Here is a 26,593-nt window from a genome sequence, read left to right on the forward strand (position 1 = left end):
CCGGCGCACGGCAGCCCGTGTTAGGCTCAACCGATGAACAACGATCTCGATCCTGCGCTCGACCTTGCCGAGCAACTGCACGAACTGCTGCGCGCCGCCCCCGCCGGCATCAGCGAATTCCAGCTGATCCAGCAACTCAAGGCGCGCCACTCCACGCATATCCCCAACCTCGGGTTGGACGACAAGCTGGTGCTGTTCCGCACCCACTTCCTGCTGTTCAACGCCCTGTACCTGTTACGCGAGCGCCTCTGGGGGCGCGAGGAAGCGCACCTGCAGATCAGCCCGCTGTGCGTGCAGTTGCAGCCCTGGCACAGCGGCGGCGAAGGCCTGGCCGAGCACGACCCGCTGCGTGACTACTATCTCAATCTGAACAATCTGCGCGACACCACCGAGCGCGACGTGGAAAAGCTGCTGGCCAGTTTCTGGACGCGCATGCAGGGCGGCGACGAGAAACGCGCGGCCCTGGAACTGTTCGAGCTCAATGGCGACCAGCCGCTCAATCTCGCCGCTATCAAGCTGCGCTACCGCCAGCTGGTGAGCCAGCACCATCCGGATCGCGGCGGCAGCACGGAGCGCTTGCAATCGATCAACCTGGCGATGGAAATACTTGAGCGCTATTACGGCTGACAGATAGAGAGCAATTCGCTCTAAAGCCACGGCTCACGCGGACTCCAGCCTTCTCCTATACTGCGGCATACGGTCGCACTTAATTCGGCCTGCACCCGGCGCTGCTGAGCACGCACACCGGGCGCTACGCTCGGGGCGATCGACAATAAAAAGAGGAGGTGTCTGCATGATCCACCATGTTTGGGGGCTCTTCACCCATCCCGACCAAGAGTGGCAGGAAATCCGTGGCGAGGAAGAAAGCATCAGCCACATGTACCTGACCCACGTCCTGATTCTCGCTGCCATTCCCGCGCTCTGCGCCTATTTCGGTACCACCGAAGTGGGCTGGACCATCGGCGATGGCGATCCGGTCAAACTCACCGCCGAAAGCGCGCTGCAGATGACCATCATGTCCTACCTGGCGATGCTGGCCGGTGTGGCCGTGATGGGCGCCTTCATCCACTGGATGGCGCGTACCTACGACTCCAGCCCGACCATGACCCAGTGCGTGGTGTTCGCCGCCTACTGTGCCACCCCGCTGTTCATCGGTGGTGTCGCCGCACTCTACCCGAGCCTGTGGCTGGGCATGTTCATCGGCACGGCCGCCATCTGCTACACGGTCTACCTGCTGTATGCAGGCATTCCCACCTTCATGGGCATTCCCCAGGACGAAGGCTTCATGTTCTCCAGCTCGGTACTGGCCGTAGGCCTGGTGGTGCTGGTGGCGATGATCGCCTGCTCGGTGATTCTCTGGGGCTTCGGCGTGGGGCCGGTCTACACCAACTGATTGGAAACCCGGCCTGCCGCCACAGGGAGCCGCCTTCGGGCGGCTTCGTGTTTTATGGCGCCCCTGGACGCGGCATAATCGCCGCATGCCCGATTTGCTCCATGCCCGCGTCGAAGCCTGCTACCAACTGGCCGAAGACTTCTTCAAACGCTCATTCCCTCGCCCCGAAGTCAGCTTCAAGCTGCGCGGGCAGAAGGCCGGCGTTGCGCACCTGCAGGAAAACCTGCTGCGCTTCAACCCCAAGCTCTACGCGGAAAACCGCGAGCACTTCCTCAAGCAGACGGTGGCCCACGAAGTCGCTCATCTGGTCGCACACCAGTTGTTCGGCCCGCGCATCCAGCCGCATGGCGAGGAGTGGCAGCTGATCATGCGCGGCGTCTACGAACTGCCGCCGGAGCGCTGCCATAACTATGACGTGGGCCGGCGCAAGGTCACCCGCTACCTCTACCTGTGCCAGTGCCCGGACGGCGAGTTCCCCTTCTCCGCCCAGCGCCATGGTCTGGTGGGCCAGGGCCGCCGCTACTTCTGCCGACGCTGCCGCGCGACCCTGGTGTTTAGCGGCGAGCAGCGAGTGGAGTGACCCGCTGGGTCAATAGCCCACTTCGAGCATGTGCTTGATCGATTGAGTGCGCCTGCGCGCCTCGTCGGCCATGCACTCAGCCTCCCAGAAGCCGGTCCAGCTGCTGCCCTCCACCCGGTCGCGGGCGTACACGCTGCAGTACTGCTCGCGAAAGCGGATCCAGGTGCGCTGAGCCTGCACAAGATCCGGCAACAGATGAGGGCTCTGCTCCTTTACGTGAGCCACCTGCAGGTCATAACTGGCCTGCAGCTCCTGCTCAGCGGCTTTCCACTTGGGCCCTTGGCATGCACTGGTAGCCATCGCACTACCCAGGGAGCAAGGGTCTTCCTCCGCAAAGGCAAACGTGCTCAAAAGCAGTACCAGAGACATCCAAATCGACCTGACCATAGCTCGCCTCCTTGGCAAAAGGAGGCAAGGCTAGTGCAGTGAGTGAAGGTCGTCGAGCCCCTATGCCAGCGCTTTGCTCGCCCTGAGCGCAGCGATCTGCTCGGCGTCGTAACCCAGCTCGCGCAGCACCTCGTCGCTGTGCGCACCGACCGCCACGCCGATATGCCGGGGCGGCTCCAGCCCTGCGGAGAAACGGATCGGGCAGGCCAGCTGGCGTTGCGCTGCCCTGCCCTCGCGCGGTACTTCGGTGACCACGCCACGGGCCTTGAGCTGCGGGTGCTCGACCGCCTCGGACAGCTTGAGCACCGGCTCGACGCAGGCATCCAGTGCGGCGAAACGCTGCTGCCAGTCGGCCAGGTCGTGCTTCTCGATCTCGATCTCGATCTCGCGCTTGAGCGCCTTCTGGTCCTTGGGCGACAGGCCCAGGGCGGCCAGCTCCGGGCGGCCGATGGCGGCGCAGAACTGCTGCATGAATTGCGGCTCCAGGCTGCCCACCGACAGCCAGCGGCCGTCGCGGGTGCGGTAGTAGTCGTAGAAGCTGCCACCGTTGAGCGCCTGGTTCTCCATGTCCGGCTCCTGGCCGGCAGCGAGGAAACCGGCGCCAGCCATGGCGTGCAGGCTGAAGGCGCAGTCGGTCATGCTGATGTCGACATGCTGGCCCTGCCCCGTGCTGTGCCGAGCGATCACCGCGGCGAGCAGGCCGATCACCCCGTGCAGGGAGCCGCCGGCGATATCCGCCACCTGCATGCCGAGCGGCAGCGGACCACTGTCGCGGCGCCCGGTGTAGCTGGCGAGGCCGCTCAGCGCCAGGTAGTTGAGGTCGTGGCCGGCGCGGTCCTTGTACGGCCCGGTCTGGCCGTAGCCGGTGATGGAGACATAGATCAGCCGCGGGTTGATCGCCTTGAGCGCTTCATAGCCGAGGCCGAGTTTGTCCATCACTCCGGGGCGGAACTGCTCCAGCACGATGTCGTATTCGGCCACCAGGCGGCGCACCACCTCCAGTGCTTCGGGCTGCTTCAGGTCCAGCGCCAGCGAGCGCTTGTTGCGGTTGAGGTAGGCATGGCTGGCGGACACGCCATCGACATGCGGCGGCAGCACACGGACCAGGTCCATGCGCGTCGGCGATTCGATGCGCAGCACTTCGGCGCCCAGGTCGGCCAGCAGCAGCGAGGCGAACGGCCCCGGCAGCAGGGTGGAGAAGTCGAGGACTTTCAGCGAGGACAACGGGCCTTTCATATTCAGTCTTCCCAGTGAACAGCAGGTTGATGCGGCAGGCGGGCGACCCACTCGGCGTAGCGGGCCTCCAGCACGTTGCGGCGGATCTTCAGGGTCGGCGTCAGGCTGCCGTTATCCACGGTCCAGCTCTCGCTCACCAGCAGCAGATGGCTCAGGCGCTCGTGCGCCGGCAGCGCGGCATTGAGGCGCTCCAGGGTCGCCAGCAGGTCGCCGACGATCTGCTCGCGGGCCTGGGCCCGGGCTGCCGGCGACAGGTCGATCAGCGCCAGCGGCTGGTCGCGGTTGCTGCCCATCAGGCAGACCTGCTCGACCCAGGTGTTCTTGGCGATCTCGCCCTCGATCGGCGCCGGCGCCACGTACTTGCCCTTGCTGGTTTTGAAGATGTCCTTGACCCGCCCGGTGATGCGCAGGTAGCCGTCGGCATCCACCTCGCCCTTGTCGCCGGTGTGCAGCCAGCCGCCCTCCAGGGCCTGGGCACTCAGCTGCGGCTCACGGTAGTAACCCTGCATCAGGGTCGGACTGCGGAACAGCACCTCGCCGCTGTCGGCCAGGCGCATTTCGAGGAAGGGCATGGGCCGCCCGACCGTGCCGAAGCGCACCTGGCCGGGCCGGTTGAAACAGCCGTAGGCGAAGTTCTCGGTCATGCCGTAGCCCTCGCAGATGGTCAGGCCGATGCGCCGGTACCACTCCAGCAGCCCCGGAGAAATCGCGGCGGCGCCGGACACCAGGATGCGCGCCCGGTCCAGGCCCAGGCCACGGCGGATCTTGCGCGCCACCAGGCTGCCGAGCAGCGGCAGGCGCAGCAACAGGTCCAGCTTGCGTTGCGGCAGGCGCTCCAGCACGCCCTGCTGGAAGCGCGTCCACAGCCGCGGCACCGAGAAGAACACGGTCGGGCGCACGTGCTGCAGGTCGGCGGCGAAGGTCTCCAGCGACTCGACGAAGGCCACCGCCGCGCCGGCGTAGAGGCTGTTCATCTGCACCAGGAAGCGTTCGGCGGCGTGCGACAGCGGCAGGTAGGAGAAGAACTGGTCGCGCTCGTTCATCCTCATCTCGGCGCAGGCATTGGCGGCGGAAAAGGCCATGGCCCGCGCCGACAGCATCACGCCCTTGGGCTGGCCGGTGGTACCGGAGGTGTAGAGGATGCTGAGCAGCTCGTCGCCCTGCTGCCGGTGCACCTGCTGCAGCGGCGCATGGGCCTGCAACTCGTGCCACTGGTAGTCGGCGCGCAGGGTCGGATAGGGCATGGCGATGCGCGCCACCTGCGCGCCGATGGCCCCCTCCAGCTTGTCCGGTTCGTCCAACTTGCCGAGGATGATCGCCCGGCACTCGGCATGCTCCAGCACGTAGGCGATGCTCTCGGCGGTCTGCAGCGGATAGAGCGGCACACTGATCAGCCCGGCCATCATGATGGCCAGATCACTGATGAACCACTCGGCACAGTTCTTCGCCAGGATCGCCACCCGGTCGCCTGGCGCGCAGCCCAGGGCCTGCAGGCCGCTGGCCAGGCGCCGCGCCTGTTCGTCGACCTGGCGCCAGGTGAAGTCATGCCAGTGGCCGGCCACCGGCTGGCGCAGCCAGACCCGCTCGGGCGTGCGCTCGCACCAGTGCTGGAAACGTTCTAGCGGCAGTTGTTCGGTCATGCGGGCGTCCCTTCTTGTTGTTATCTGCCCCGCCGGGCTGGTTCAAGGTAGACCCGCCCTCGCCGCCCCTCAATGACCCAAGCGCTCGGCGCAATTGACCCTAGCGGTCAGCCTCCAGGGTGAAGGCCAGAAATCGCTGCAGGTAATCGATGAAGGCCTGCACCTTGCCGGTGGCACGGCGGTGGCTGGGATAGACGGCGAGGATGTCTTCGCCGAAGGCGTCCGGCTCGATCTGGTAGTCCGCCATCAGCCGCACCAGGCGGCCATCGGCCAGATGAGGCGCAACGCTCCACAGCGGGGTGTGCAGCACGCCGTTGCCGGCCACGGCATTGGCCAGTAGCAGGTCGTAGTTGTCGCTCTCCAGGCGCACCCGCTGCGGGTGCGGCAGGCGGATGCGCACGCCGTCGCGCACCACCCACCAGCCGTCGCGTCCAAGCGCCGGGTGGGCGTACATCAGCCAGTCGTGCTGTTCCAGGGTCTGCGGCGTCAGCGGTAGCGGGTTGCGCGCCAGGTACGCCGGGCTGGCGGAGAGGCAGATGCGGTTCTTGCCGACCACCCGCGCGATCAGCCCCGGCAGGTCGCTCGGCCCCTCGCGCAGCGCCAGGTCGTAACCGGCCTCGACCAGGTCGACGAAGTCGTCGCACAGGTCGACGCGCAGGCGAATCTGCGGGTACTCGGTCAGGAAGCCGGCACAGACCTGATCGAGAAAGGCCTGCCCAAACGCCAGCGGCGCGGTCAGCCGCAGGCTGCCGTGCAGGCCGTGCTGCAGCTGGCCGATTTCCTCGCCCGCCTCGTGCAGGCGCTGCAGCACCTGGCGCGCGGTGTCCAGATACAGGCGCCCAGCCTCGGTCAGCACGATGCGCCGGGTGCTGCGCTCGAACAGCTGCGCGCCCAGCTCGCGCTCCAGGTGGCCGACGGCCTTGGTCAGGGCCGAAGGCGTCTTGCCCAGCAGCTCGGCGGCGCGGCTGAAACTGCCCTGCTCGGCCGTGGCGACGAACATGCCGAGGGCACTGAACTTGTCCATGGTCGTTTCCTACCAGGCAAAAGGATTTTGCGCGAACAGGCCATTCTGCCCGTCCCCCATGCTCGCTAGTCTCGCCGGCAGATCAATAAAAACAAGGGGTCTGCTGTGAAAAGAGCGTTACTGGCAAGTGCACTAGCTTTTTCCACCCTGGAAGCCATGGCCGCCGCCGACATAGTGCTTTACAACGGCCAGGTGTTTACCGCCGAGGCCAGCCAGCCCAGGGCCCAGGCCATCGCCGTGGACGACGGCAGGATTCTCCAGGTCGGCAGCGACGCGGCCATCCTCGCCCTGGCCGACGCCAGCACCCAGCGCATCGACCTGGCCGGCAAGGTGCTGATGCCGGGCATGATCGACACCCACAGCCACCCGGTGATGGGCGCCCTGGCCAGCCTGCGCGCCAACCTCTATGACGAGGTCAAGCCGCTGGCGGAACTGGAACAGTGGATCCTCGCGCAGGACGCGGCCGGCACCGCGCGCCTGGACGACATCATCGCCATCAGCGGCGTCAGCTCGGCTTACTGGAAGGACAGCCGCGCGCTGGCCAAGCGTTTCAACCAGGGCCGCTGGGCCGAGCAGCCGCTGGTGCTGGACGGCATCGACGGCCACACCGGCTGGGCCAACCAGGCCATGCTGCGGCGCGTCGGCATCGACGCCGCGCTGATCAAGACCCTGGACGCCAAGGAAGCCAGCTACATCGAGCACGAGGCGGACCTGACACCCACCGGCTACCTCAGCGAAACCGGCTGGGACCGGGTGCGCAGCCAGCTGCCCAAACCCTCCCATGAACTGATGCTGAAGGCCGCCCGCGAGGCGGTGCGCCTGAACCTGGAGGTGGGCGTCACCGCCTGGATGGATGCCGCGGCCAATGGCGGCGGCGAGCAGTCGCTGTTCGAGATGCGCCCCACCACCCGCGACCTCGGCGTGCTGCCGCTGTACCGCGAGCTGGCCGAGAAAGGCGAGCTGAACGTGCACGTGGCCGCCCTGCTGCTGACCCACCCGCAGAGCAAGCCCGAGGACCTCGCCGTGCAGGCCGAGGTGATGCGCCAGTTCGAAGGCGTGCCCAACCTGACCTTCCCCGGCCTCAAGGTGTTCGTCGACGGCATCCTCGAATATCCGGGGCAGACCGCCGCGGTGATCGACCCGTACACCAACAGCCACAAGCAGGGCCAGCTGCTGATCGACCCGCAGGGCTTCGGCCCGCTGCTGGTCGCGGCCGAGCAGCGCGGCTGGATCGTGCACATGCATGCGGTCGGCGACAGGGCGGTACGGGAGTCGCTGAATGCCGTGCAGTACGCCCGCCAGCACAATGCCAAGGCGCTGCCGCACAGCATCACCCACCTGCAGCTGGTCAACCCCAAGGAGTTCGCGCGCTTCAGGGAGCTCGGCGTAATCGCCTCCATGCAGCTGCTGTGGGCCACCGCCGAGAGCTACACCGAGGAGCTGGTCAAGCCCTACGTCAGCGCCTTCGCCTACCGCTACCAGTACCCGGCGCGCTCGCTGCACAAGGCCGGCGCCACCATCGCCGGGGCCAGCGACTGGCCGGTGTCCAGTCCCAACCCGTGGAACGCCATCGCCCAGGCCAGCACCCGCACAGGCCCGCTCGGCGTGCTCAACGCCGCCGAGAGCATCGACCGTGAAACCATGCTGCGTGCCTACACCATCAATGCCGCCAAGGCCCTGCGCCTGGAGGACCGTATCGGCTCGCTGGCGCCCGGCAAGCAGGCCGACCTGATCGTCCTCGACCGCGACATCTTCACGGTCAGCGACGCCGAGCTGTTCGACACCCGGGTGCTGCAGACCTGGTTCGCCGGCAAGCCGGTGTACCAGGCCGGCGCCACCATCGCACACGCCGAATAAGACCCATCCGCCGCCTTCACCGTGCGCCCTGCGGCGCGCGGCGGAGCGGTTCGCCTTCGAACTGCCGACCTAACAACCACAACACAAGGCTCTTCCATGCGCATCCAGCACCTTCTCGCCCTGGCCATCGCGGCCGGCGGCACCCTGCAGGCCCAGGCCATCGAACTCAACGAGCAGTTCGCCCTGGCCATCACCCCGGGAATCTACAGCGACTACCGCAACAGCGGCATCTCGCAGACCCTCGGCGACCCCGCCGCCCAGCTCGACCTGATGCTCAGCCACGCCAGCGGCCTGTACGCCGGGGTGTGGACCAGCAACGTCGACTTCGGCTACGACTGGGAAAACGACGACCGCTTCGGCACCCGCCAGGAGATCGACTACTACCTCGGCTACTACTGGCAGATCACCGACGCCATCAGCCTGGATACCTACTACAACCACTACACCTTCCCCGGCGAAGGCCAGTTCAACGGCAGCGACATCTACCTGACGCTGGAGGCCTACGGCTTCTTCGTCGGCGGCAAGCATTCCCACGACACCGACGACACCGCCTTCAGCCGCTACGCCGGCTACCGCACCCAGCTGCCGCTGGAGATCGGCCTGGAATTGCGCTGGGAGAACGTCGATTACAAGGACGGGGTGTTCTTCAACGCCGACTACAGCGACTCGCGCGAGGACTACGACAACTGGCAGGTCTCGCTCAACCGCGAGCTGGCCGGCATCACCTGGGGCCTCAGCTATGTCGATACCGACCTGTCCGATGCCGAGTGCCTGAGCTTCACCGGCTACGAAGACCTGTGCGGCGCCGACCTGGTGGTCAGCGCCAGCAAGACCTTCTGAGCCATGACCACGGCCGTGCGAATGCATCTGTACGGCCGATTTGAAAGTCAGCTGCGGATTGCGCCGTCTGCCGGGCGGCGTAATCTGGCGGCTCCTGCCTGGAGCCGTTGATGAACGCCGCCGACCTGTTCCGCCTGCTGCTGCTCGCCGCCATCTGGGGCGCCAGCTTCCTGTTCATGCGCATCGCCGTGCCGGTGCTGGGCAGCCTGCCGACCGCCTTCTTCCGTGCCAGCCTCGGCGCCCTCGGCCTGCTGGCCTTCCTCCTGCTGATGCGGCCGCTGTGGAACTATCAGGGCAAGTTTCGCGCCTGCCTGATCCTCGGCGTGATCAACGCCGGCCTGCCCTCGGTGATGTACTGCCTGGCAGCGCTGGTGCTGCCGGCCGGCTACTCGTCGATCTTCAACGCCACCACGCCGCTGATGGGCGTACTGATCGGCGCGCTGTTCTTCAGCGAGGGGCTGACCACAAGCAAGGCCGCCGGCGTGGCGCTCGGCCTGTTCGGCGTGGCCGTGCTGACCCGCACCGGCCCGGTGGACTTCGACCTGCCGCTGCTGCTGGGCGCTGCCGCGTGCCTGGTGGCCACCACCTGCTACGGCTTCGCTGGCTTCCTCACCCGCCGCTGGATCGGCCCACTGGGCCTAGACAACCGCCTGGTGGCCTTCGCCAGCCTGGTCGGTGCCAGCCTGTTCCAGCTGCCGCTGTTCGCCGGCAGCCTGGCCTGGCAGCCGCCCACCAGCTGGGGCGGGCCCACGGTATGGCTGTCGCTGGCCGGCCTGGGCCTGGTCTGCACCGCCTTCGCCTATGTCCTGTACTTCCGCCTGCTGGCCGACATCGGGCCGATCAAGGCCAGCACCACCACCTTCCTGATCCCGCCCTTCGGCGTACTGTGGGGCGCCCTGCTGCTGGGCGAACCGCTGACTTGGGACTACCTGCCCGGCTGCCTGCTGATCGGTGTGGCGCTGTGGCTGGTGGTGCGTCAGACCGCGCCTATCGCCAGCAGGCGTAACGCCTGATCTCCCCCTTGCCCGGTCTTGACGCCCATCAAGGCCTTAAGTCTTTACCTGCGAGAAGATATGTTGAGGAGCTGTGATTAGTTCATTTTTTATGATGCTATCGCTCAATATTATTAGTTTGTCTTGAGTATTCGGGTTCCACACACTACGCCAGCCTGTCAGCCGGCACCCTGAACTTCACGAGAGTTCAGGACCACGTTCGCCCATTCCGACGCCCCGCTCCGGGGCTAGTCCGGCAAGCCGTCCTGACAGGCCTTTCGATGCCCCGTAGCGTGCAATGGATCTCCGGCAATGATTTCTCCTGAAGACGCCCTCCCCGCTCCAATCTACAACTACACCGTCGTCCGCCAGTTCACCCTGATGACCCTACTGTGGGGCATTCTCGGCATGAGCATGGGCGTATTCATCGCCGCGCAACTGGTCTGGCCCGAGCTCAATTTCGGCTTGCCCTGGCTCAGCTTTGGACGCATCCGCCCGATTCATACCAACCTGGTCATCTTCGCCTTTGGTGGCGGAGCCCTGTTCGCGACCTCGTTCTATGTGGTGCAGCGCACCAGCAAGGCCCGCCTGATCTCCGACAGCCTGGCCAGTTTCGTATTCTGGGGCTGGCAGGCCGCGATGGTGGCGATGGTGGTCAGCTACCCGCTCGGCTACACGACCTCGAAGGAGTATGCCGAGATGGAATGGCCGATCGCTCTGTGGGTGACCATCGTCTGGGTTGCCTACGCCTACCTGTTCTTCGGCACCATAGCTGCGCGCAAGATCCGCCACATCTATGTGGGCAACTGGTTCTATGGCGCCTTTATCGTGGTGACGGCCATGGTGCACGTGATCAACCACCTGGCCTTGCCGGTGACCGCACTGAAGTCCTACCCGCTATACTCCGGCGCTACCGATGCGATGATCCAGTGGTGGTATGGCCACAGCGTGGTCGGTTTCATCCTCTCGGTGGGCTTTCTCGGCATGATGTACTACTTCGTGCCCAAACAGGCAGGACGTCCGATCTACTCCTACCGCCTGTCCATCGTGCACTTCTGGGCCATCATCGCGCTGTATATCTGGGCCGGTCCTCACCATCTTCATTACACAGCCCTGCCCGACTGGGCACAGACGCTGGGCATGGTGATGTCGGTGATTCTGTTGGCACCGTCCTGGGGTGGCATGATCAACGGCATGATGACCCTCTCCGGCGCGTGGCATAAGCTGCGCTCCGACCCGATCCTGCGCTTTCTTGTGGTGTCCCTGGCCTTCTATGGCATGAGCACCTTCGAAGGTCCGATGATGGCCATCAAGACCGTCAACTCGCTGTCGCACTACACCGACTGGACCATCGGGCACGTCCATGCCGGCGCGCTGGGCTGGGTCGCGATGATCAGTATCGGCACCCTCTACCACATGATCCCCAGGCTATGGGGGCGCGAGCGGATGCACAGCATCGGCTTGATCAACGCGCATTTCTGGCTGGCCACCATCGGCACCGTGCTGTACATCGCCGCCATGTGGGTCAACGGCATCACTCAGGGCCTGATGTGGCGCGCGGTGAACGAGGACGGCACCCTCACCTACTCCTTCGTCGAGGCCCTGGAAGCCAGTCATTTCGGCTATGTGGTGCGCCTGGCGGGAGGCGCGGTGTTCGCCAGTGGCATGCTGCTGATGGCCTGGAACTGCTGGCGAACCATTAGGACTGGTGCCGCTGAAGTCCATCCGGCCCACCTGAAGGAGTATGCCTCGTGATCTTTTTCGCCCTGAGCCTATTGGTTACGTGGATCTCTGTGCGCGCCCTGTCCCTGCCGGCCGATGAACTGCAACAGGCCGCCCTCCTACCCTTCGCCGATGAAATACCGGAAGAGCCCAAGCCTGCTGAATCTGGCGCTCTGAACGCCTGACTCCTAGCCCAGGGACGGGCGCTCCTAGCGCTCACAAAGCGCATTCGAGTCTCACCGCTCAACGGGGAGACTCTTTTTATTCAACTGAAGCGCAAAAGCATGAACGCTCAAAACTCCCGGAAAAACCACTTGGCCTGGTTAGCCCCGGCGATGGCAGCCACCACACCACGCGAGTGGCTCCGCGTCATCATCGGCACCGTAAGCGGCCTCTCGCTGAGCCTGCTGCTCGGTCTACAACTGCTTCCCGAGCAGACACTCATGCACCTGTACGGCCCGCTGGCTGCCAGCACCATCATGCTGTTCGCCGTGCCATCAGGAACCATGGCCCAGCCCTGGTCGGTGCTGACTGGTTACCTGAGCGCATCCATGATCGCTATCGGCGCGAGCCATTACCTGGGCTTCTCATTGATGACCAGCGCCATGACCCTGGGCATTAGCCTGCTGGCGATGAGCGTACTGCGCTGTCTACACCCGCCGGCAGGCGGATTGACGCTGTGCCTGCTGCTTAGCGAGGACCTCGTCCGCCAGCAGGGCTTCATGTTGCTGCTGCCGATCCTTGGCATAGTCACCTGCCTGCTGATCTGCGCACTGATCTACAACAACCTCACGGGAGTGCGCTATCCGAACCGTGCCGAGCGTACCGACCTGCACAACACCCGCGACCCGTTACCGACCTATCGCGTCGGCATCTCCACAGCCGACCTCGACCAAGCCCTGCAAGAGTTCGGTGAGTTCGTCGACATTACCCGCGAGGACCTGGCGCACCTGATCCACGCCACCGAGCGCCAAGCCCTCAAACGCAACATGGGCTCGATGCTGGTGGAGCAGATCATGTCGCGGGACCTGCGTTGCGTCTCGCCACAAACGACGCGCGAGCAGGCTCTGGAGATGCTGCGTCACCATCGCCTGCGCAGCCTGCCGGTGCTCGACGGCCAGCGCCTGGTCGGCATCGTCAGCCTGGTGGACCTGATCAGCCAGACACAGGATACCCGTCGGTTCTCCTTGCGACCCCGGCGCAGCATCAAGGTGGCGGAGTTGATGAGCAGCCCGGTGCGCTATATCGACAGCAAAGCCCATGTGGTAGAGCTGATACCCCTGCTATCCAGCCAGGGGCTGCATTGCCTGCCGGTACTGGAGGACGGCAGCTTGATCGGCATCATCACCCAGACTGACCTGATCGCCGCGTTACAGCGCGACGTTCTGGAGCGACTGGGCTGACTCTGGGAATAGCCCTTTCAGATCATCGGATCCCAGCGCTGCGACCAGTCGCTGTCGGCTCCGGCTACCTGGCGCAGGGTATCGAGTGCCTGGAGTAGCGCCGTCGAGCTTCGCTCGCGGGGATACACCAGATAGACCGGATAGGTGAACTCCGGTGCCTGCTCCACCCACTCCAGCAGACCGCTATCCACATGGCTCTGCACCACCCGCCGACGGAAATAACCGCAGCCGCCGACATCCAGAATGTACTGCAGGGCCAACGGCCCCAGATTGAAGCTCACGGCCGGGCGTGCATAGCCAGGCAACGCCGCGTTGTGGCGCTGACGAAAGTCCTCACCCCAGTCGACGTAGACATAAGGCAGCGGCTGGCGTGGATTGCGCACCTGCACCAGGCGCTCTTCCATAAGCAACTCAACCTGCATGCCCGGCCAGTACAGGGGCTGGTAGACCAACACGGCATCCAGCCCGCCCTGCTCTAGGCGATGTACCAGGTTGCTGCCCTCACCAATATGGCTGTGCACGGCATGCTTGTTCATCGTCTGGCGTAACGCGCAAACCCAACGCAGCATCAGTGGATTACACAGACTCGGTTCGGCCCCGATATGCAGTATCTCAGCACAGTCATCAGGTAATGGCAGTTCCTGCTGTGCCGCCTCCCAGGCCAATACCATACGATTGGCGAAATCGACGAAGGCCTCACCGTTGGGCGTCAGCTTCGCACCGGACCGGTTGCGTACGAACAGGCTGCAGTTGAGCTGACTTTCCAGACTCTGGATCCTCGCGGTGACGGCCGTTTGGGTCAGGTGCAAACGCTCCGCCGCACCGACGAAGCTGCCGCAGCGGGTGATTTCAAGAAAGGTACGGGCCAGATCGACAGACATCGGAAGTACCGCTTTACCAAGAAGGCGCGATTATAGCGCCCGGCACTGCCGATCCGGCCCGGAGATAGACTTACTGCTGCAACTCCTGCTCGGTAAACAGATCACTGAACAGCATGCTCGACAGGTAGCGCTCGCCCGAGTCCGGCAGGATCACCACGATGGTCTTGCCCTGCATCTCCGGCTTCTCGGCCAGGCGCACGGCGGCGGCCATGGCGGCGCCGCAGGAGATGCCGCAGAGGATGCCCTCTTCCTGCATCAGGCGCAGTGCCATGGCCTTGGCCTCGTCGTCGCCGACCTGCTCGACGCGGTCGACGATGGACAGGTCGAGGTTCTTCGGCACGAAGCCGGCACCGATGCCCTGGATCTTGTGCGGGCTGGGCTTGATTTCCTCGCCGGCCAGCGCCTGGCTGATCACCGGCGAGGCGATCGGCTCCACCGCCACCGAGAGGATTGGCTTGTGACGCTGCTGTTTGATGTAGCGCGACACACCGGTGATGGTGCCACCGGTGCCGACGCCCGCCACCAGCACATCTACCGCACCGTCGGTATCGTTCCAGATTTCCGGGCCGGTGGTCTTCTCGTGGATGGCCGGGTTGGCCGGGTTGTCGAACTGCGCAGGCATGAAGTGGGTCGTGGGGTTGGCCGCAACCAGTGCCTCGGCCTCTGCGATGGCGCCCTTCATGCCCTTGGCCGGCTCGGTCAGCACCAGCTCGGCACCCAGGGCCTTGAGCACCTTGCGCCGCTCCAGGCTCATGGACGCCGGCATGGTCAGGATCAGCTTGTAGCCACGGGCGGCGGCGACGAAGGCCAGACCGATGCCGGTGTTGCCCGAGGTCGGCTCGACCAGGGTCATGCCCGGCTTGAGCACGCCGCGCGACTCGGCGTCCCAGATCATGTTGGCGCCGATCCGGCATTTGACCGAATAGCCCGGGTTGCGCCCTTCGATTTTCGCCAGAATGGTCACGCCCTTGGGCCCCAGGCGGTTGATCTGCACCAGCGGCGTGTTGCCGATGGATTGGGCGTTGTCGGAATAGATGCGGCTCATGACGGAAGTCCTTGTGCAGGCAGGAACGAGACCGCCAAGCCTATGCCCAGGCCGCGCGGGCGTCCAGCCGCTGACCTTGAGCGGGTGACCCGCCATTCAGTGACTGAATGGCGCGTCTGCGTTCACAGTGCGCCGGCACGCGGGGTATATTGGGCTTTTCAGCTGTTCGCCGTGCCGGGCGCCGCCCGCGCGTTACCGTTCGAGGATGACACGATGAAGTTCGAAGGCACTCAGTCCTACGTCGCTACCGACGACCTGAAGCTCGCGGTCAACGCCGCCATCACCCTGCAGCGCCCGCTGCTGGTCAAGGGCGAGCCGGGCACCGGCAAGACCATGCTGGCCGAGCAGCTGTCCGCAGCCTTCGGCGCCCGCCTGATCACCTGGCACATCAAGTCCACCACCAAGGCGCATCAGGGCCTGTACGAGTACGACGCGGTCAGCCGCCTGCGCGACTCGCAGCTGAACTCGGAGAAAGTCCACGACGTTCGCAACTACATCAAGAAGGGCAAGCTGTGGGAGGCCTTCGAGTCCGAGGAGCGGGTGATCCTGCTGATCGACGAGATCGACAAGGCCGACATCGAGTTCCCCAACGACCTGTTGCAGGAACTCGACAAGATGGAGTTCTACGTTTACGAGACCGACGAGACGATCAAGGCCAAGCAGCGCCCGATCATCATCATCACCTCGAACAACGAGAAGGAACTGCCGGACGCCTTCCTGCGCCGCTGCTTCTTCCACTACATCGCCTTCCCCGACCGCGAGACCCTGAAGAAGATCGTCGACGTGCACTACCCGGGTATCAGCGGCGAGCTGGTGGCCGAGGCGCTGGACGTGTTCTTCGACGTGCGCAAGGTGCCGGGCCTGAAGAAGAAGCCTTCCACCAGCGAGCTGGTCGACTGGCTGAAGCTGCTGATGGCCGACAACATCGGTGAGGCCGTGCTGCGCGAGCGCGATCCGACCAAGGCCATCCCGCCGCTGGCCGGTGCCCTGGTGAAGAACGAGCAGGACGTGCAGCTGCTCGAGCGTCTGGCCTTTATGGCGCGCCGCGCCGGGCGCTGAAGTTTGTCTCCCCTCTCCCCTTGGGAGAGGGGCCGGGGGTGAGGGATTGCCGGGCGACTCGGTGTTGCCTGCCGGACCCTCTCCCTAACCCTCGCCCATGAATGGGAGAGGGAACTGTCCGTACATGCCTAGAGGTCCGCAGCCATGCTGCTCAACCTGTTCAATGAAATGCGCGCGGCCAAGGTACCGGTGTCGGTGCGCGAGCTGCTCGACCTGATCAACGCGCTCAAGCACAACGTCGTGTTCGCCGACATGGACGAGTTCTACTACCTCGCCCGGGCGATCCTGGTGAAGGACGAGCGCCACTTCGACAAGTTCGACCGCGCCTTCGGTGCCTACTTCAAGGGCCTGGAAAACCTCAACGAACACATCGAGGCGCTGATCCCCGAGGAGTGGCTGCGCAAGGAGTTCGAGCGCCATCTGTCCGAAGAAGAGAAGGCGCAGATCCAGAGCCTGGGCGGCCTGGACAAGCTGATCGAGGAGTTCAAGAAACGCCTCGAAGAACAGAAGGAACGCCACGCCGGCGGCAACAAGTGGATCGGCACCGGCGGCACCAGCCCGTTCGGCTCCGGCGGCTACAACCCGGAAGGCATCCGCGTCGGCGACGCCGGCAAGCGCCAGGGCAAGGCCGCCAAGGTGTGGGACCAGCGCGAGTACAAGAACCTCGACGACCAGGTCGAACTGGGCACGCGCAACATCAAGGTAGCCCTGCGCCGCCTGCGCAAGTTCGCCCGCGAAGGCGCGGCGGAAGAGTTCGACCTCGGTGGCACCATCGATCACACCGCCAAGGACGCCGGCCTGCTCAACATCCAGATGCGCCCGGAGCGGCGCAACACGGTCAAGCTGCTGATCCTGTTCGACATCGGCGGCTCGATGGATGCGCACGTGAAGGTCTGCGAGGAGCTGTTCTCGGCCTGCAAGACCGAGTTCAAGCACCTGGAGTACTTCTACTTCCACAACTTCATCTACGAGAGCGTGTGGAAGAACAACCTGCGCCGCACCAGCGAGCGCTACTCCACCAATGACCTGCTGCACAAGTACGGCCCGGACTGGAAAGTGGTGTTCGTCGGCGATGCGGCCATGGCGCCCTACGAGATCACCCAGCCCGGCGGCAGCGTCGAGCACTGGAACGAGGAAGCCGGCTACGTCTGGATGAAACGCTTCATGGACAAGTACAAGAAGCTCATCTGGATCAACCCCTATCCCAAGGACGCCTGGAGCTACACGGCCTCCACCAACATCGTCCGCGAGCTGATCAACGATCAGATGCACCCGCTGACGCTGCGGGGGCTGGAGGAAGGGATGCGCTTCCTTTCCAAGTGACCAATGAACGGGCCCCGCAGGGCCCGTTCTGCTTTGTGGCGAAAGCCGTTAGGCTTGGCCCGTTATCCCTTCGCAACGAGCCAAACATGCACGACATTTCCCTGCAGGACGCCGCCGCCCCCGAAGGCGTCTGCTACGGCTGCGGCAGCCGCAACCCGCACGGCCTGCACGTCAAGAGCCGCTGGCACGAGGACGGCATCCACGTCGTCGCCGAACACCTGCCCGACCCCATGCACTGCGGCTGGCCGGACCTGGTCTACGGCGGGCTGATCGCCATGCTGGTGGACTGCCATTCGAACTGGACGGCCATGGCCTACCACTACCGAGCCGAGGGCCGCGAGCCCGGCAGCCTGCCGCGCATCGACTGCGTCACCGGCTTCCTCGGCATCAAGTACATCAAGCCGACGCCCATGGGCGTACCGCTGCAACTGCGCGCGCGGGTCGAGGGCGAGGTGGGGCGCAAGACCCAGGTGATCTGCGAGATCTACGCCGGCGATGTGCTCACCGCCATCGGCGATTCGGTCTTCGTGCGGGTGGATACCGGGCAACTGGCTGCCGCCGCCCACGGTCGCGACAGCTGACGGCACCACGAACAAAGAAAAGGCCCCGCGCGGGGCCTTTTTCATGTCAGCGCCAGTGGCGCTTCTCGTAGGCGATGGTCCTGTGCTTGCGGCCAATGCCAAGGGTCCAGCCGAGGCCCAGCGCCAGCAGCTCGACCAGCCAGGCCAGCAGCAGCCCGACGCCGAGCGCCCAGGCGATGGCCTGGGGCGCCAGCAGTACCTGGTAGCTGTAGGCATCCAGGGTCTGTTGCAGGATCTCGCGATCAGCCGCCGTGGCCAGGTGCCAGGCCTGGGCGTACCAGGGCCCCTGCATGGCCAGCCACTCGGCTTCCAGCAGCTCGGAGCGGCTCACCAGGTGGGCGATGCTGTCGGCGTCGCTGCGCATGACCTCGTCGGTGCTGGCGCGGTAATGGGCGACCAGGGCGTTGAGGTCGGCGTTGAAGAAGCGTGCCGCGGTCTCGCGAAAGCCCAGCAGGCTTTCCTCGGACTCGGCGCGCTGGGCGGCCACGCGCTTGCCGTAGTCGTCGACCAGGCCTGGCACCTGCACGCCGACCAGCAGGCCGAAAGCGAATACCAGCAGTCGCAGGTAACTTCTGAACATCCTCACTCCCCCATCTGTCCTTGGGCAATGCGCTCGCCGCGCCGCCACAGGCTCCACTCGCCCGGGCGCAGCAGGTTCCAGCGTTCGTTATCGGTCAAGGGTTCGGTGGCGATCACGGTCACCACATCATTGGGCGTGGTCTCCGCCTGGAAGTCCACCGTCACGTCCACATCCTTCAGGCGCGCCGGGCCGAAGGGCGCGCGGCGGGTGATCTGCGCCAGCTTGGTCGAGCAGAAGCAGAACAGCCAGTCGCCGTCGCTGAGCAGGCAGTTGAACACGCCCTTGCCGCGGTATTCCTGCGCCGCCTGCACCAGCACCGGCAACAGTACCTCGACCGGCACCGGCTCGGGGAAGGCGCCGCGCACCCGGTTGAGCAGGTCGCAGAAGGCCGCCTCGCTGTCGGTATCGCCGACCGGGCGGTAGAAATCGAAGCGCGGGGCGAAGCCGGCCAGCTGGCCATTGTGGGCGAAGCACCAGTTGCGCCCCCACAGCTCGCGGACGAAGGGATGGGTGTTGGCCAGACAGACGCGGCCGACGTTGGCCTGGCGAATATGGCCGATCACCGTCTCGCTCTTGATCGGATAGCGCTGCACCAGGCGCGCCACCTCGGAGTCGACGCTGGCCGCCGGGTCCTGGAACAGGCGCAGGCCACGTCCCTCGTAGAAGGCGATGCCCCAGCCGTCACGGTGCGGGCCGGTGCCGCCGCCGCGCTGCATCAGCCCGGTGAAGCTGAACACGATATCGGTGGGCACGTTGGCGCTCATGCCGAGCAGTTCGCACATGCCTCAGCCCTCCGCCAGCGCCGCGCGCAGGCGCTCGGCCTCGCCCGCCAGGCGCGCCTCGATGCGCTTGCGGCCAAGCGGCAGGAAGCGCGTGAGGGTGCGCCAGCACAGCGCCGGCAGGTCGCCGACACGCCGGGGAATCAGGTGCAGATGCAGGTGCGGCACATGCTGGTTGGCCGCAGGACCGTCGTTGATCAGCAGGTTGATGCCGAGCACGGCAGGATCGCTGCGGTACAGCGCGCGGCCGACCCGGTCGGCCAGGGCCAGCAGCGCCTCGCGCGGCGCGGCCGGCAGGTCGGCGAGAAAAGGCGCGTGGCCGCGGGCGACGATCAGCACATGACTGGGGCGCAGCGGGAAAATATCCAGCAGCACGACGAAATGCTCGTCCTCATGGATCACCTGGGCCGGCAGCTGGCCGTCGACAATGGCGCAGAACACGCAGCTCATGCGCCGGGGCTCACAGGCGCGGTTCGATACGCAGGCGCCGATCGCCCTGGGCATCCAGGCGGGTATCGGCGTCGAAACGCTCGTCACGGTCCATCAACTCGCGCAGGGTCGGTTCGTCCGCTGCCGCGGCGGCCTGATCCGCTGAGCCGCGACGGCCCTGCCACCAGCGCTCGATCGGCCAGCGCAGGCCGGCGAAAGCCAGCCACACCGCCAGCGCGATCAAGCCGTAGATAGCCAGGTCGGCCACCGCCCGCCAGGCGTTGTTGCCCACCTTGAACAGCAGATCCAGCGCGGTGATGGCGATGGCCGGAGCGAACAGCTCCTTGGCCGGATCGACGATGGTCGGGGTCAGCAGCAGTACCGCGACCACCACCCGCAGCGGTTCGCGCAGCCAGCGCCAGATCCAGCCGGTCATGCGGAACCACACCAGCAGGCAGCCCAGCGCGGCGATCGCGTAGAGGCCCCAGGCGAGCAGATAGTCTTGTTCGGTCATGGTGTGTCGTGGCTTGGCCGGCTGAGGGGGGCTTATGATAACGGCTTTTGCGCGACCTGCGCCTCCCCGTGGTCGCCCCAGCCGCAACCGAAAGCCGAGAAGCGCGATGACCGACGCCCCGATTACCCGCCGCGAAGCCGGCGCCGACCCCTACCGCTGGCTGGAGCAGCGCGACAGCGCCGAGGTGCTCGAGCACCTCAAGGCCGAGAACGCCTACCTCGAGGCGCAACTGGCCGAGCAGGCCGGGCTGCGCGAGACGCTGTTCCAGGAGATCAAGGGCCGTATCCGCGAGACCGACCTGTCCCTACCGGTACCCTGGGGCCCCTGGCTGTACTACCAGCGCACCACCGCCGGCGACGAATACCCACGCCACTACCGCTGCCCGCGCCCGGCCGACGGCTCGCTGAGCGTGGATGAGAACGCCGAGCAGTTGCTGCTCGACCCCAACGCCCTGGCCGGTGACGGCTACCTGGCCCTCGGCGCCTTCACCATCAGCCCGGACCACCGCCTGCTCGGCTACAGCCTGGACACCAGCGGCGACGAGATCTACCGCCTGTTCGTCAAGGACCTCGGCGACGGCCACATCGACGAGCTGCCGTTCGACGACTGCGACGGCCAGATGACCTGGGCCAACGACAGCCGGACCCTGTTCTTCGTCACCCTGGACGACACCCACCGCCCTCATCGCCTGTATCGCCATGCGCTCGGCAGCGAAGGCGCCGATCTGGTGTTCGAGGAAGCCGACGGACGCTTCTTCCTCAGCTGTCATCGCACCAGCTCCGAGCGCCAACTGGTGCTCAGCCTGGGCAGCAAGACCACCGGCGAGGCCTGGGTGCTGGATGCCGACACGCCCGCTGGCGAATTCCGCTGCCTGGCACCACGCCAGGAGGACCACGAGTACGACGTCGACCACGGCCTGCTGGACGGCCAGTGGACCTGGTTCGTGCGCAGCAACCAGGCCGGCATCAACTTCGCCCTGTATGCCGCGAGCGAGACACAGCCGAGCCGCGAGCACTGGCGCGAGCTGATCGGGCACGACAACGCACGCATGCTGGAAGGCGTCAGTCTCAACCAGGACGCCTTCGTCCTCAGCCTGCGCGAAGGTGGCCTGCCGATCATCGAGGTGCATCCGCAGGGCCGCGCGCCCTACCCGGTGCAGCTGCCGGATGCCGCCTACAGCCTCTATGTGCAGGACAGCCTGGAGTTCCACAGCCCGGTGATCCGCCTGCGCTACGAGGCGCTCAACCGCCCGGCGCAGGTGCGCCAGCTGGAGCTGGCCACAGGCGCGCAGAAGGTACTCAAGCAGACCCCGGTGGAAGGCCCGTTCGATGCTGATGCCTACGAGAGCCGCCGCCTCTGGGCCACGGCGGCCGACGGCACGCAGGTGCCGATCAGCCTGGTGGCGCGCCGCGAAGTGCTAACCGCAGGCGCTCCCGCCCCGCTCTACCTGTATGGCTACGGTGCCTATGGCGAAAGCCTCGACCCCTGGTTCAGCCATGCGCGCCTCAGCCTGCTGGAACGCGGCTTCGTCTTCGCCATCGCCCACGTGCGCGGTGGCGGCGAACTGGGTGAAGCCTGGTACCGCGCCGGCAAGCTGGAACATAAGACCAATACCTTCGGCGACTTCATCGCCTGCGCCGAACAGCTGGTCGCCGAGGGTCTGACCACCTCGAAGCAGCTCGCCATCAGCGGCGGCAGCGCCGGTGGCCTGCTGATCGGCGCGGTGCTCAACCAGCGGCCCGAGCTGTTTGCCGCGGCCATCGCCGAGGTGCCCTTCGTCGACGTGCTCAACACCATGCAGAACCCCGACCTGCCGTTGACGGTGACCGAGTACGACGAATGGGGTGACCCCAACCAGCCGGAAGTATTCGCGCGCATCAAGGGCTACGCGCCCTACGAGAACGTGCGCGCGCAGGGCTACCCGGCAATCCTCGCCGTGGCCGGCTACAACGACAGCCGCGTGCAGTACTGGGAAGCCGCCAAGTGGGTGGCCCGCCTGCGCGAACTGAAGACCGACAACAACCTGCTGTTGCTCAAGACCGACCTCGGCGCCGGCCACGGCGGCATGAGCGGACGCTACCAGGCGCTGAAGGATGTGGCGCTGGAGTACGCCTTCCTGTTCAAGGTGCTGGGGGTGACCGACCGCTAAGCCTCACTTGGCAAGCGCCGGACGCCTGTTTATCGTGCCTGCGCCCAACTCTGCAAAAGGAATTCGGAATGTCTGGCCGCCAGTTTCTCCCCGCACTGCTGCTCTGCTGCGCTCTGCCACTGCAGGCCCAGGTCTACACCTGGGTCGACGAGAATGGCCAGAAGCATTTCGGCAGTCAGCCGCCTACGCCGCAGCAGCCGGTAGAGACGGTCACCATCCGCCAGGGCTACAACAGCGACGGCCAGCAGCCTGCCGTGGTGGCCGCCGAGCCGGAAAGCAGCGAGGGCGACGCCAGCACGGCGGCACACCAGGAGAAAGCGCCCTCGGCCAAGGCCATGTGCAACGAGGCCATCCGCTGGACCGGCATCGACATTCCCAACCTCAAGGACATCGCCCGCGAGCGCAAGCAGGACGGCAAGATCACTGGCGATCAGTACCAGCAGGCCATCAAGGGGCTGGACGAGGCCAGGAAACACATCACCGTGCAGAACTGCCTGGCCAGCGAGGGCAAGGACCGTGAGCGCTTCGAATGCCTGTCCCAGGGCGCCGGCATCATGGTCTGCTCGGGCGCGCTGGAAAGCGCCCTGAAGAATCTCTAGCCCATGCAGACCCTGCTCTATCGCTGGCTGCTCCTGGTCGGCCTGAGCCACGTGGTGCTGGGTGTGGTGCTGGCCTTCGCCGTCCACCTGCCGCTCACCCAGGCCTATTTCGACTACCTGCACGCCAGCGTGTCAGCAGCGCCACCCTCGGCGGAGCACCAGGCTCTGCTGCGCACCATGGTCGGCCTGTTCGGCCCTACCGTGGCGAGCTGGGGCCTGCTGTTCAGCCTGCTGCTGGTGCTCTACCGCCAACATGGCCATTGGCAGATAAAGCCGACGATCTTCGCCGCGCTGCTGCTCTGGTGTGTGCTGGACAGCAGCATCTCCGCCTATTTCGACCTGTGGTTGCATGCCTACCTCAACAGCGCTGCCGCCCTCGCCATCGCGCTGCCACTCTGGGCATTGCGGCCGCTCAGGGCTTGCCGCTAGCGTCCGCCGGCTTGGCTGGCTGCGGGTTGCGCCGGGTATCCAGCTGCGGCAGCGGCTGATCCCGGGGGAGCGGCTGCGGCGCGAGCAGCGGCGAGCGCGGCGCAGGCTGGCCGGGCCGCACCTGCAGCGGTGGGCTGTTGCGCGGAGCGGCCGGCAGGGTGCGGATCTGCGGCTGGGCATAGGGCTGGGGCGTAGCGGTGCCGGGCAGGCCCGGCGGCTGGGCCAGGGTCTGCGCAGCCGGCAGCAGCAACAGACAGGCGAAGAAATACAACGAGCGCATGACGGGCCTCCACCCTTTCGGGCTTTCCCTCTATTCTGGCAGCCTTCCCCGGCAACCATCGGCCAACCGACCATAGGCACCCGCATGAACAAGCTCGACCAGATCCTCGCCGAGGCCCAGCTCCGGCGCGAGACCAGTTACCGCGAGAAGGCGCTGAAGATGTACCCGCACATCTGCGGGCGCTGCGGCCGCGAGTTCAGCGGCAAGCGCCTGAGCGAGCTGACCGTGCACCATCGCGACCACAACCACGACAACAACCCGGAAGACGGCTCCAACTGGGAGCTGCTGTGCCTGTACTGCCACGACAACGAGCACCAGCGCCAGGTCGACCTGCACTACCAGAAAGAAGAAGCGGCCACCGCCGGCGCGACCAGCAAGGTCACGCACAAGGCCCTGGCCGGCCTGGAAGCGCTGCTCAAGGGCAAACCGGACGCCTGAAACGCAAACGCCCGCTCAGCTGAGCGGGCGCCTTCCTGCCTGCCGAACGATCAGAGCATGTGGTTCTTCTTGAACTGGGCGATGGTCGCGTCCGGACGGCCTTCTTCCTTCTGCAGGCCATAGGTCACGGTCTGGCCGTTCGGGCCGCTGCCGATGTCGGTGTAGCGGAAGATCGGCTCACCCAGCTTGACCATGTCCTGCATGTCGCCGTAGCGCTTGAACACGTAGATCGAGCCATCCTGGCGCACTTCGCCGTAGAAGGGATGCGCCGGCACCTGAGCCACCTTGAAGAAGCGGTAGGCGGCGATCTTGTCCAGCGGCTTGCCCTGGTCCTCGGCGCGCAGCGCCAGCACCACCTCGAGACCATTGGCGTCTTTTTCTTCGAGGGTACGCATGGACGGCGCCTGGCCGCTGGCCAGGTAATCCTTGAACACCTGCAGATCGTCGAACAGGATGACCTGGGTCTCGCTGCGGACTTGGTACCAGTCCTCGTTGTTCAGCGGCTCCGGCTTGGAAGCCGACATGGGCGCGGCACAAGCCGCGAGGGTTGCGGCCAGCATGGCGACGGACAAGGGTTTGAGGATGGACATGGCAACTCCTGGTGGCTGTTGTAATGGCCGAGCACGTTGCCGCAGTCCCGTGACGGCGCGATGAACGCGCCGTGTCAGTTGCGTGACGCCCCTCCAGTCAGCGCAAGAGCTTGCTATCGAGCACCTCGGAGCCACGCCCCATGACGTTCTCGCTGATCTCGATGAAATCCTTGGTGCTGGCCTTGTCCAGACGCATCAGGCCGCGGGTGACATCATCCAGCGAACGCTGGTTGTCGGTGTTCTTGCGAATCTCGCGGTCCAGCTCCTGCAGCAGCAGTACGGCGCGCGCGGTGACAGGCCCGGTGGAGTCGTCGGTGCGCAGGCTGTCGACCTTCTTGCTCCAGCCCATCAGCTTCTTGCGAATGGCCTGGTAGCGATCCTCGCTCATGCCACCGGCGCGGCGCACCAGCTCGATGGCGTAGTACTCGGCCAGGCCCTCGCTGATCCAGTCGCTCCTGTCAGTGTCGCGGATACGGCTGAACACGTGGACCAGTTCGTGGACCAGCGAACTGGTGCCATTCTCGCTGACCAGCGGCCGGTCGGCGTGGAAGAAGATCGAGTTGGGCGCCGACAGGCCGCCACGCCACATCGGATCATTGGCGCCGACGATCAGCAGCTTGGCCGGGTCGCGCGGGAACACGGCCTGGGCCTCGGGCCAGACGAAGGTCAGCAGGGTCAGGATGTCCATGCGGCGCATGCCCTCGCCCACCGGCGCGGCCACGGTCACATCGGTGTCACCCAGCTGGGCGCGGCGGCTGCCGATCTTGCCGGCCAGGATCCAGCCCGTCGGCCGGTCGAACTGGCGCGACGGGTTGTCGATGCGGAACTTGTTCTCGCCAACCTTCGGCCAGCCGGTCTCGATGCCGTTCCAGCCCTTGGGCAGCTCGAACTGCAGACGTGCGACCAGCTCGACCTTGTCATCCTTGCTCAGGCGCGCGCTGGGCACCAGGTCATCGCCGCGCAGCAGGGCCCAGTCCGGCGTCATGCGCGCATCGAAGGTGTCATTGGCGCGCGGGTGGCTGATGCGCACCTTGTAGGTCAGGCTGCTCTTGCCCTTGCCCGGTAACCAGGTGCCGCTCTCGGGGCCGTCCTGGGTCCAGGTACCATCGGCGCTGAAGTCGCTGTAGTAGCCCTTGCTGCCCAGGTTGAAGGCCAGTTTCTGCACGACCTCGCCCTTTTCCAGAGTCAGGCTGACTTCGGCCTGATCAGTCTCCGGCAGAAATTTCACCCGATAGTCCAGGTCGACCTGCTTGGCCGCCCACAATGGTGAGCTCATGCCAAGCAGTAAGGTTGCGGTCAGCAGCGGGCGGCGGGCAGACATCGAGAAGCTCCATGCGGTGAGATTGAACAGCTTTGGACAGGCGCCGACGGAGAAAGATCAGCCGGCGCGGAAGATCAGATGATCCTCCCAGTCATCCTCGGCCACGCTGCCTTCGGCGAGCATGCGCCCGGACTGGGAAATGCGTTCGTGGTGCACGGCATCGGGATCGCCGCAGACCAGGTGGTGCCAGAGCGGTAGGTCCTTGCCCTCGCTGACCAGGCGGTAGGCGCAGGTCGGCGGCAGCCACTTGAACTCATCGGCCTGGGCCGGGGTGAGCTGGACGCAATCCGGCACGTGCTGGCGGCGATTGGCGTAGTCGCTGCAGCGGCAGGTTTTCAGGTCCAGCAGCTTGCAGGCGATGCGTGTGTAATAGACGCTGCCGTCGTCCTCGTCTTCCAGCTTCTGCAGGCAGCACAGGCCGCAGCCGTCGCACAGGGACTCCCACTCGTCCTGGTCGAGCTGGGCGAGGGTCTTGCGTTTCCAGAAGGGTTGAACGATGGCGGCCATGGCAATCAGTACAGC

At 65.7% G+C, this 26,593-nt stretch carries 30 protein-coding genes; 16 read left to right on the plus strand and 14 right to left on the minus strand.

The window, feature by feature from the left end; translation table 11 throughout:
- Positions 1-33: 33 nt before the first annotated feature.
- From PA6_RS01835 to PA6_RS01845, 3 genes are all read left to right on the plus strand, one after another.
- Positions 34-627: a DNA-J related domain-containing protein gene (locus PA6_RS01835; protein ID WP_021699159.1), complete on the plus strand. Its 594-nt coding sequence runs from the start codon at positions 34-36 to the stop codon at positions 625-627.
- Between the two features lie 166 nt (positions 628-793).
- Positions 794-1,393 carry a Yip1 family protein gene (locus PA6_RS01840; RefSeq protein ID WP_021699160.1) on the plus strand — a complete coding sequence of 200 codons (600 nt, stop codon included), beginning with the start codon at positions 794-796 and terminating at the stop codon, positions 1,391-1,393.
- Between the two features lie 85 nt (positions 1,394-1,478).
- Positions 1,479-1,973, plus strand: a complete 495-nt coding sequence (locus tag PA6_RS01845; RefSeq protein ID WP_021699161.1) for a SprT family zinc-dependent metalloprotease — start codon at positions 1,479-1,481, stop codon at positions 1,971-1,973.
- Positions 1,974-1,982: 9 nt separating this feature from the next.
- Here the strand turns inward: PA6_RS01845 and PA6_RS01850 are convergent, their stop codons facing one another.
- From PA6_RS01850 to PA6_RS01865, 4 genes are all read right to left on the minus strand, one after another.
- Positions 1,983-2,273, minus strand: a complete 291-nt coding sequence (locus PA6_RS01850) for a lysozyme inhibitor LprI family protein (RefSeq protein ID WP_237034875.1) — start codon at positions 2,271-2,273, stop codon at positions 1,983-1,985.
- A gap of 147 nt (positions 2,274-2,420) precedes the next feature.
- Entirely contained in the window at positions 2,421-3,596 is a 1,176-nt protein-coding gene (locus PA6_RS01855) for a CaiB/BaiF CoA transferase family protein (RefSeq protein WP_021699163.1), read from the minus strand.
- A gap of 2 nt (positions 3,597-3,598) precedes the next feature.
- Positions 3,599-5,236 carry an AMP-binding protein gene (locus tag PA6_RS01860; RefSeq protein ID WP_021699164.1) on the minus strand — a complete coding sequence of 546 codons (1,638 nt, stop codon included), beginning with the start codon at positions 5,234-5,236 and terminating at the stop codon, positions 3,599-3,601.
- A 100-nt stretch (positions 5,237-5,336) separates the two neighbouring features.
- Complete coding sequence (locus tag PA6_RS01865) at positions 5,337-6,260, minus strand: LysR family transcriptional regulator (RefSeq protein WP_021699165.1); 924 nt, start codon at positions 6,258-6,260, stop codon at positions 5,337-5,339.
- Between the two features lie 156 nt (positions 6,261-6,416).
- Between PA6_RS01865 and PA6_RS01870 the strand changes: the two genes are divergently transcribed.
- From PA6_RS01870 to PA6_RS01890, 6 genes are all read left to right on the plus strand, one after another.
- Positions 6,417-8,117 (plus strand): amidohydrolase, encoded by a 1,701-nt coding sequence (locus PA6_RS01870; RefSeq protein ID WP_081693920.1) that lies wholly within the window; start codon positions 6,417-6,419, stop codon positions 8,115-8,117.
- Between the two features lie 96 nt (positions 8,118-8,213).
- The gene (locus tag PA6_RS01875; RefSeq protein WP_021699167.1) at positions 8,214-8,957 is read left to right on the plus strand and encodes a TorF family putative porin; all 744 of its coding nucleotides are present in this window, start codon (positions 8,214-8,216) and stop codon (positions 8,955-8,957) included.
- A 110-nt stretch (positions 8,958-9,067) separates the two neighbouring features.
- Complete coding sequence (locus tag PA6_RS01880; RefSeq protein ID WP_021699168.1) at positions 9,068-9,970, plus strand: DMT family transporter; 903 nt, start codon at positions 9,068-9,070, stop codon at positions 9,968-9,970.
- 291 nt (positions 9,971-10,261) lie between these two features.
- Positions 10,262-11,704 (plus strand): cytochrome-c oxidase, cbb3-type subunit I, encoded by a 1,443-nt coding sequence (gene ccoN, locus PA6_RS01885; RefSeq protein ID WP_021699169.1) that lies wholly within the window; start codon positions 10,262-10,264, stop codon positions 11,702-11,704.
- Positions 11,701-11,856, plus strand: a complete 156-nt coding sequence (locus tag PA6_RS23280; protein WP_021699170.1) for a hypothetical protein — start codon at positions 11,701-11,703, stop codon at positions 11,854-11,856. Before ccoN ends, PA6_RS23280 begins: the two co-directional genes overlap by 4 nt.
- A gap of 129 nt (positions 11,857-11,985) precedes the next feature.
- The gene (locus PA6_RS01890) at positions 11,986-13,074 is read left to right on the plus strand and encodes an HPP family protein (RefSeq protein ID WP_043216155.1); all 1,089 of its coding nucleotides are present in this window, start codon (positions 11,986-11,988) and stop codon (positions 13,072-13,074) included.
- A gap of 17 nt (positions 13,075-13,091) precedes the next feature.
- On the opposite strand, the gene PA6_RS01895 is transcribed toward PA6_RS01890, so the two are convergent.
- Positions 13,092-13,955 (minus strand): LysR family transcriptional regulator, encoded by an 864-nt coding sequence (locus PA6_RS01895; protein WP_021699172.1) that lies wholly within the window; start codon positions 13,953-13,955, stop codon positions 13,092-13,094.
- Between the two features lie 70 nt (positions 13,956-14,025).
- Complete coding sequence (cysK, locus tag PA6_RS01900) at positions 14,026-15,000, minus strand: cysteine synthase A (protein WP_021699173.1); 975 nt, start codon at positions 14,998-15,000, stop codon at positions 14,026-14,028.
- 213 nt (positions 15,001-15,213) lie between these two features.
- Here cysK and PA6_RS01905 point away from each other — a divergent pair, with 213 nt between their 5' ends.
- The 3 genes from PA6_RS01905 to PA6_RS01915 all read left to right on the plus strand — a co-directional run bounded on the left by PA6_RS01905 (position 15,214) and on the right by PA6_RS01915 (position 17,963).
- On the plus strand, positions 15,214-16,059 hold the full coding sequence (locus PA6_RS01905) for an AAA family ATPase (RefSeq protein ID WP_021699174.1): 846 nt from the start codon (positions 15,214-15,216) through the stop codon (positions 16,057-16,059).
- Positions 16,060-16,203: 144 nt separating this feature from the next.
- Positions 16,204-17,382: a vWA domain-containing protein gene (locus tag PA6_RS01910; protein WP_021699175.1), complete on the plus strand. Its 1,179-nt coding sequence runs from the start codon at positions 16,204-16,206 to the stop codon at positions 17,380-17,382.
- 86 nt (positions 17,383-17,468) lie between these two features.
- The gene (locus tag PA6_RS01915; protein WP_021699176.1) at positions 17,469-17,963 is read left to right on the plus strand and encodes a PaaI family thioesterase; all 495 of its coding nucleotides are present in this window, start codon (positions 17,469-17,471) and stop codon (positions 17,961-17,963) included.
- Between the two features lie 46 nt (positions 17,964-18,009).
- On the opposite strand, the gene PA6_RS01920 is transcribed toward PA6_RS01915, so the two are convergent.
- Genes PA6_RS01920 through PA6_RS01935 form a run of 4 tightly spaced genes read right to left on the minus strand, consistent with a single transcriptional unit; the run spans position 18,010 to position 20,265 of the window.
- Positions 18,010-18,543, minus strand: coding sequence for a DUF2937 family protein (locus PA6_RS01920; protein ID WP_021699177.1), 534 nt, complete (start codon positions 18,541-18,543; stop codon positions 18,010-18,012).
- 2 nt (positions 18,544-18,545) lie between these two features.
- A complete protein-coding gene (locus tag PA6_RS01925; protein ID WP_021699178.1) occupies positions 18,546-19,325 on the minus strand; it encodes a class II glutamine amidotransferase in 780 nt (259 codons plus the stop codon).
- A 3-nt stretch (positions 19,326-19,328) separates the two neighbouring features.
- Entirely contained in the window at positions 19,329-19,772 is a 444-nt protein-coding gene (locus PA6_RS01930; protein WP_021699179.1) for an HIT family protein, read from the minus strand.
- A 10-nt stretch (positions 19,773-19,782) separates the two neighbouring features.
- Complete coding sequence (locus tag PA6_RS01935; protein ID WP_021699180.1) at positions 19,783-20,265, minus strand: hypothetical protein; 483 nt, start codon at positions 20,263-20,265, stop codon at positions 19,783-19,785.
- Between the two features lie 106 nt (positions 20,266-20,371).
- Here PA6_RS01935 and PA6_RS01940 point away from each other — a divergent pair, with 106 nt between their 5' ends.
- From PA6_RS01940 to PA6_RS01950, 3 genes are all read left to right on the plus strand, one after another.
- A complete protein-coding gene (locus PA6_RS01940) occupies positions 20,372-22,414 on the plus strand; it encodes a S9 family peptidase (protein WP_021699181.1) in 2,043 nt (680 codons plus the stop codon).
- A 68-nt stretch (positions 22,415-22,482) separates the two neighbouring features.
- On the plus strand, positions 22,483-23,013 hold the full coding sequence (locus tag PA6_RS22370; RefSeq protein WP_021699182.1) for a DUF4124 domain-containing protein: 531 nt from the start codon (positions 22,483-22,485) through the stop codon (positions 23,011-23,013).
- Positions 23,014-23,016: 3 nt separating this feature from the next.
- Positions 23,017-23,442, plus strand: coding sequence for a hypothetical protein (locus tag PA6_RS01950; RefSeq protein WP_021699183.1), 426 nt, complete (start codon positions 23,017-23,019; stop codon positions 23,440-23,442).
- On the opposite strand, the gene PA6_RS01955 is transcribed toward PA6_RS01950, so the two are convergent.
- Positions 23,426-23,722: a hypothetical protein gene (locus tag PA6_RS01955; RefSeq protein WP_021699184.1), complete on the minus strand. Its 297-nt coding sequence runs from the start codon at positions 23,720-23,722 to the stop codon at positions 23,426-23,428. The two genes, PA6_RS01950 and PA6_RS01955, sit on opposite strands and share 17 nt — an antisense overlap.
- Positions 23,723-23,806: 84 nt before the next feature.
- On the opposite strand from PA6_RS01955, the gene PA6_RS01960 reads away from it, so the two are divergent.
- Entirely contained in the window at positions 23,807-24,160 is a 354-nt protein-coding gene (locus PA6_RS01960) for a YajD family HNH nuclease (protein WP_021699185.1), read from the plus strand.
- Positions 24,161-24,210: 50 nt separating this feature from the next.
- Here the strand turns inward: PA6_RS01960 and PA6_RS01965 are convergent, their stop codons facing one another.
- From PA6_RS01965 to PA6_RS01975, 3 genes are all read right to left on the minus strand, one after another.
- The gene (locus PA6_RS01965) at positions 24,211-24,750 is read right to left on the minus strand and encodes a hypothetical protein (RefSeq protein ID WP_021699186.1); all 540 of its coding nucleotides are present in this window, start codon (positions 24,748-24,750) and stop codon (positions 24,211-24,213) included.
- Between the two features lie 97 nt (positions 24,751-24,847).
- On the minus strand, positions 24,848-26,071 hold the full coding sequence (locus PA6_RS01970) for a hypothetical protein (protein ID WP_021699187.1): 1,224 nt from the start codon (positions 26,069-26,071) through the stop codon (positions 24,848-24,850).
- 57 nt (positions 26,072-26,128) lie between these two features.
- Positions 26,129-26,578: a YcgN family cysteine cluster protein gene (locus tag PA6_RS01975; protein ID WP_021699188.1), complete on the minus strand. Its 450-nt coding sequence runs from the start codon at positions 26,576-26,578 to the stop codon at positions 26,129-26,131.
- Between the last annotated feature and the right edge of the window lie 15 nt (positions 26,579-26,593).

Source organism: Aquipseudomonas alcaligenes NBRC 14159 (assembly GCF_000467105.1).
Lineage (GTDB): Bacteria > Pseudomonadota > Gammaproteobacteria > Pseudomonadales > Pseudomonadaceae > Aquipseudomonas > Aquipseudomonas alcaligenes.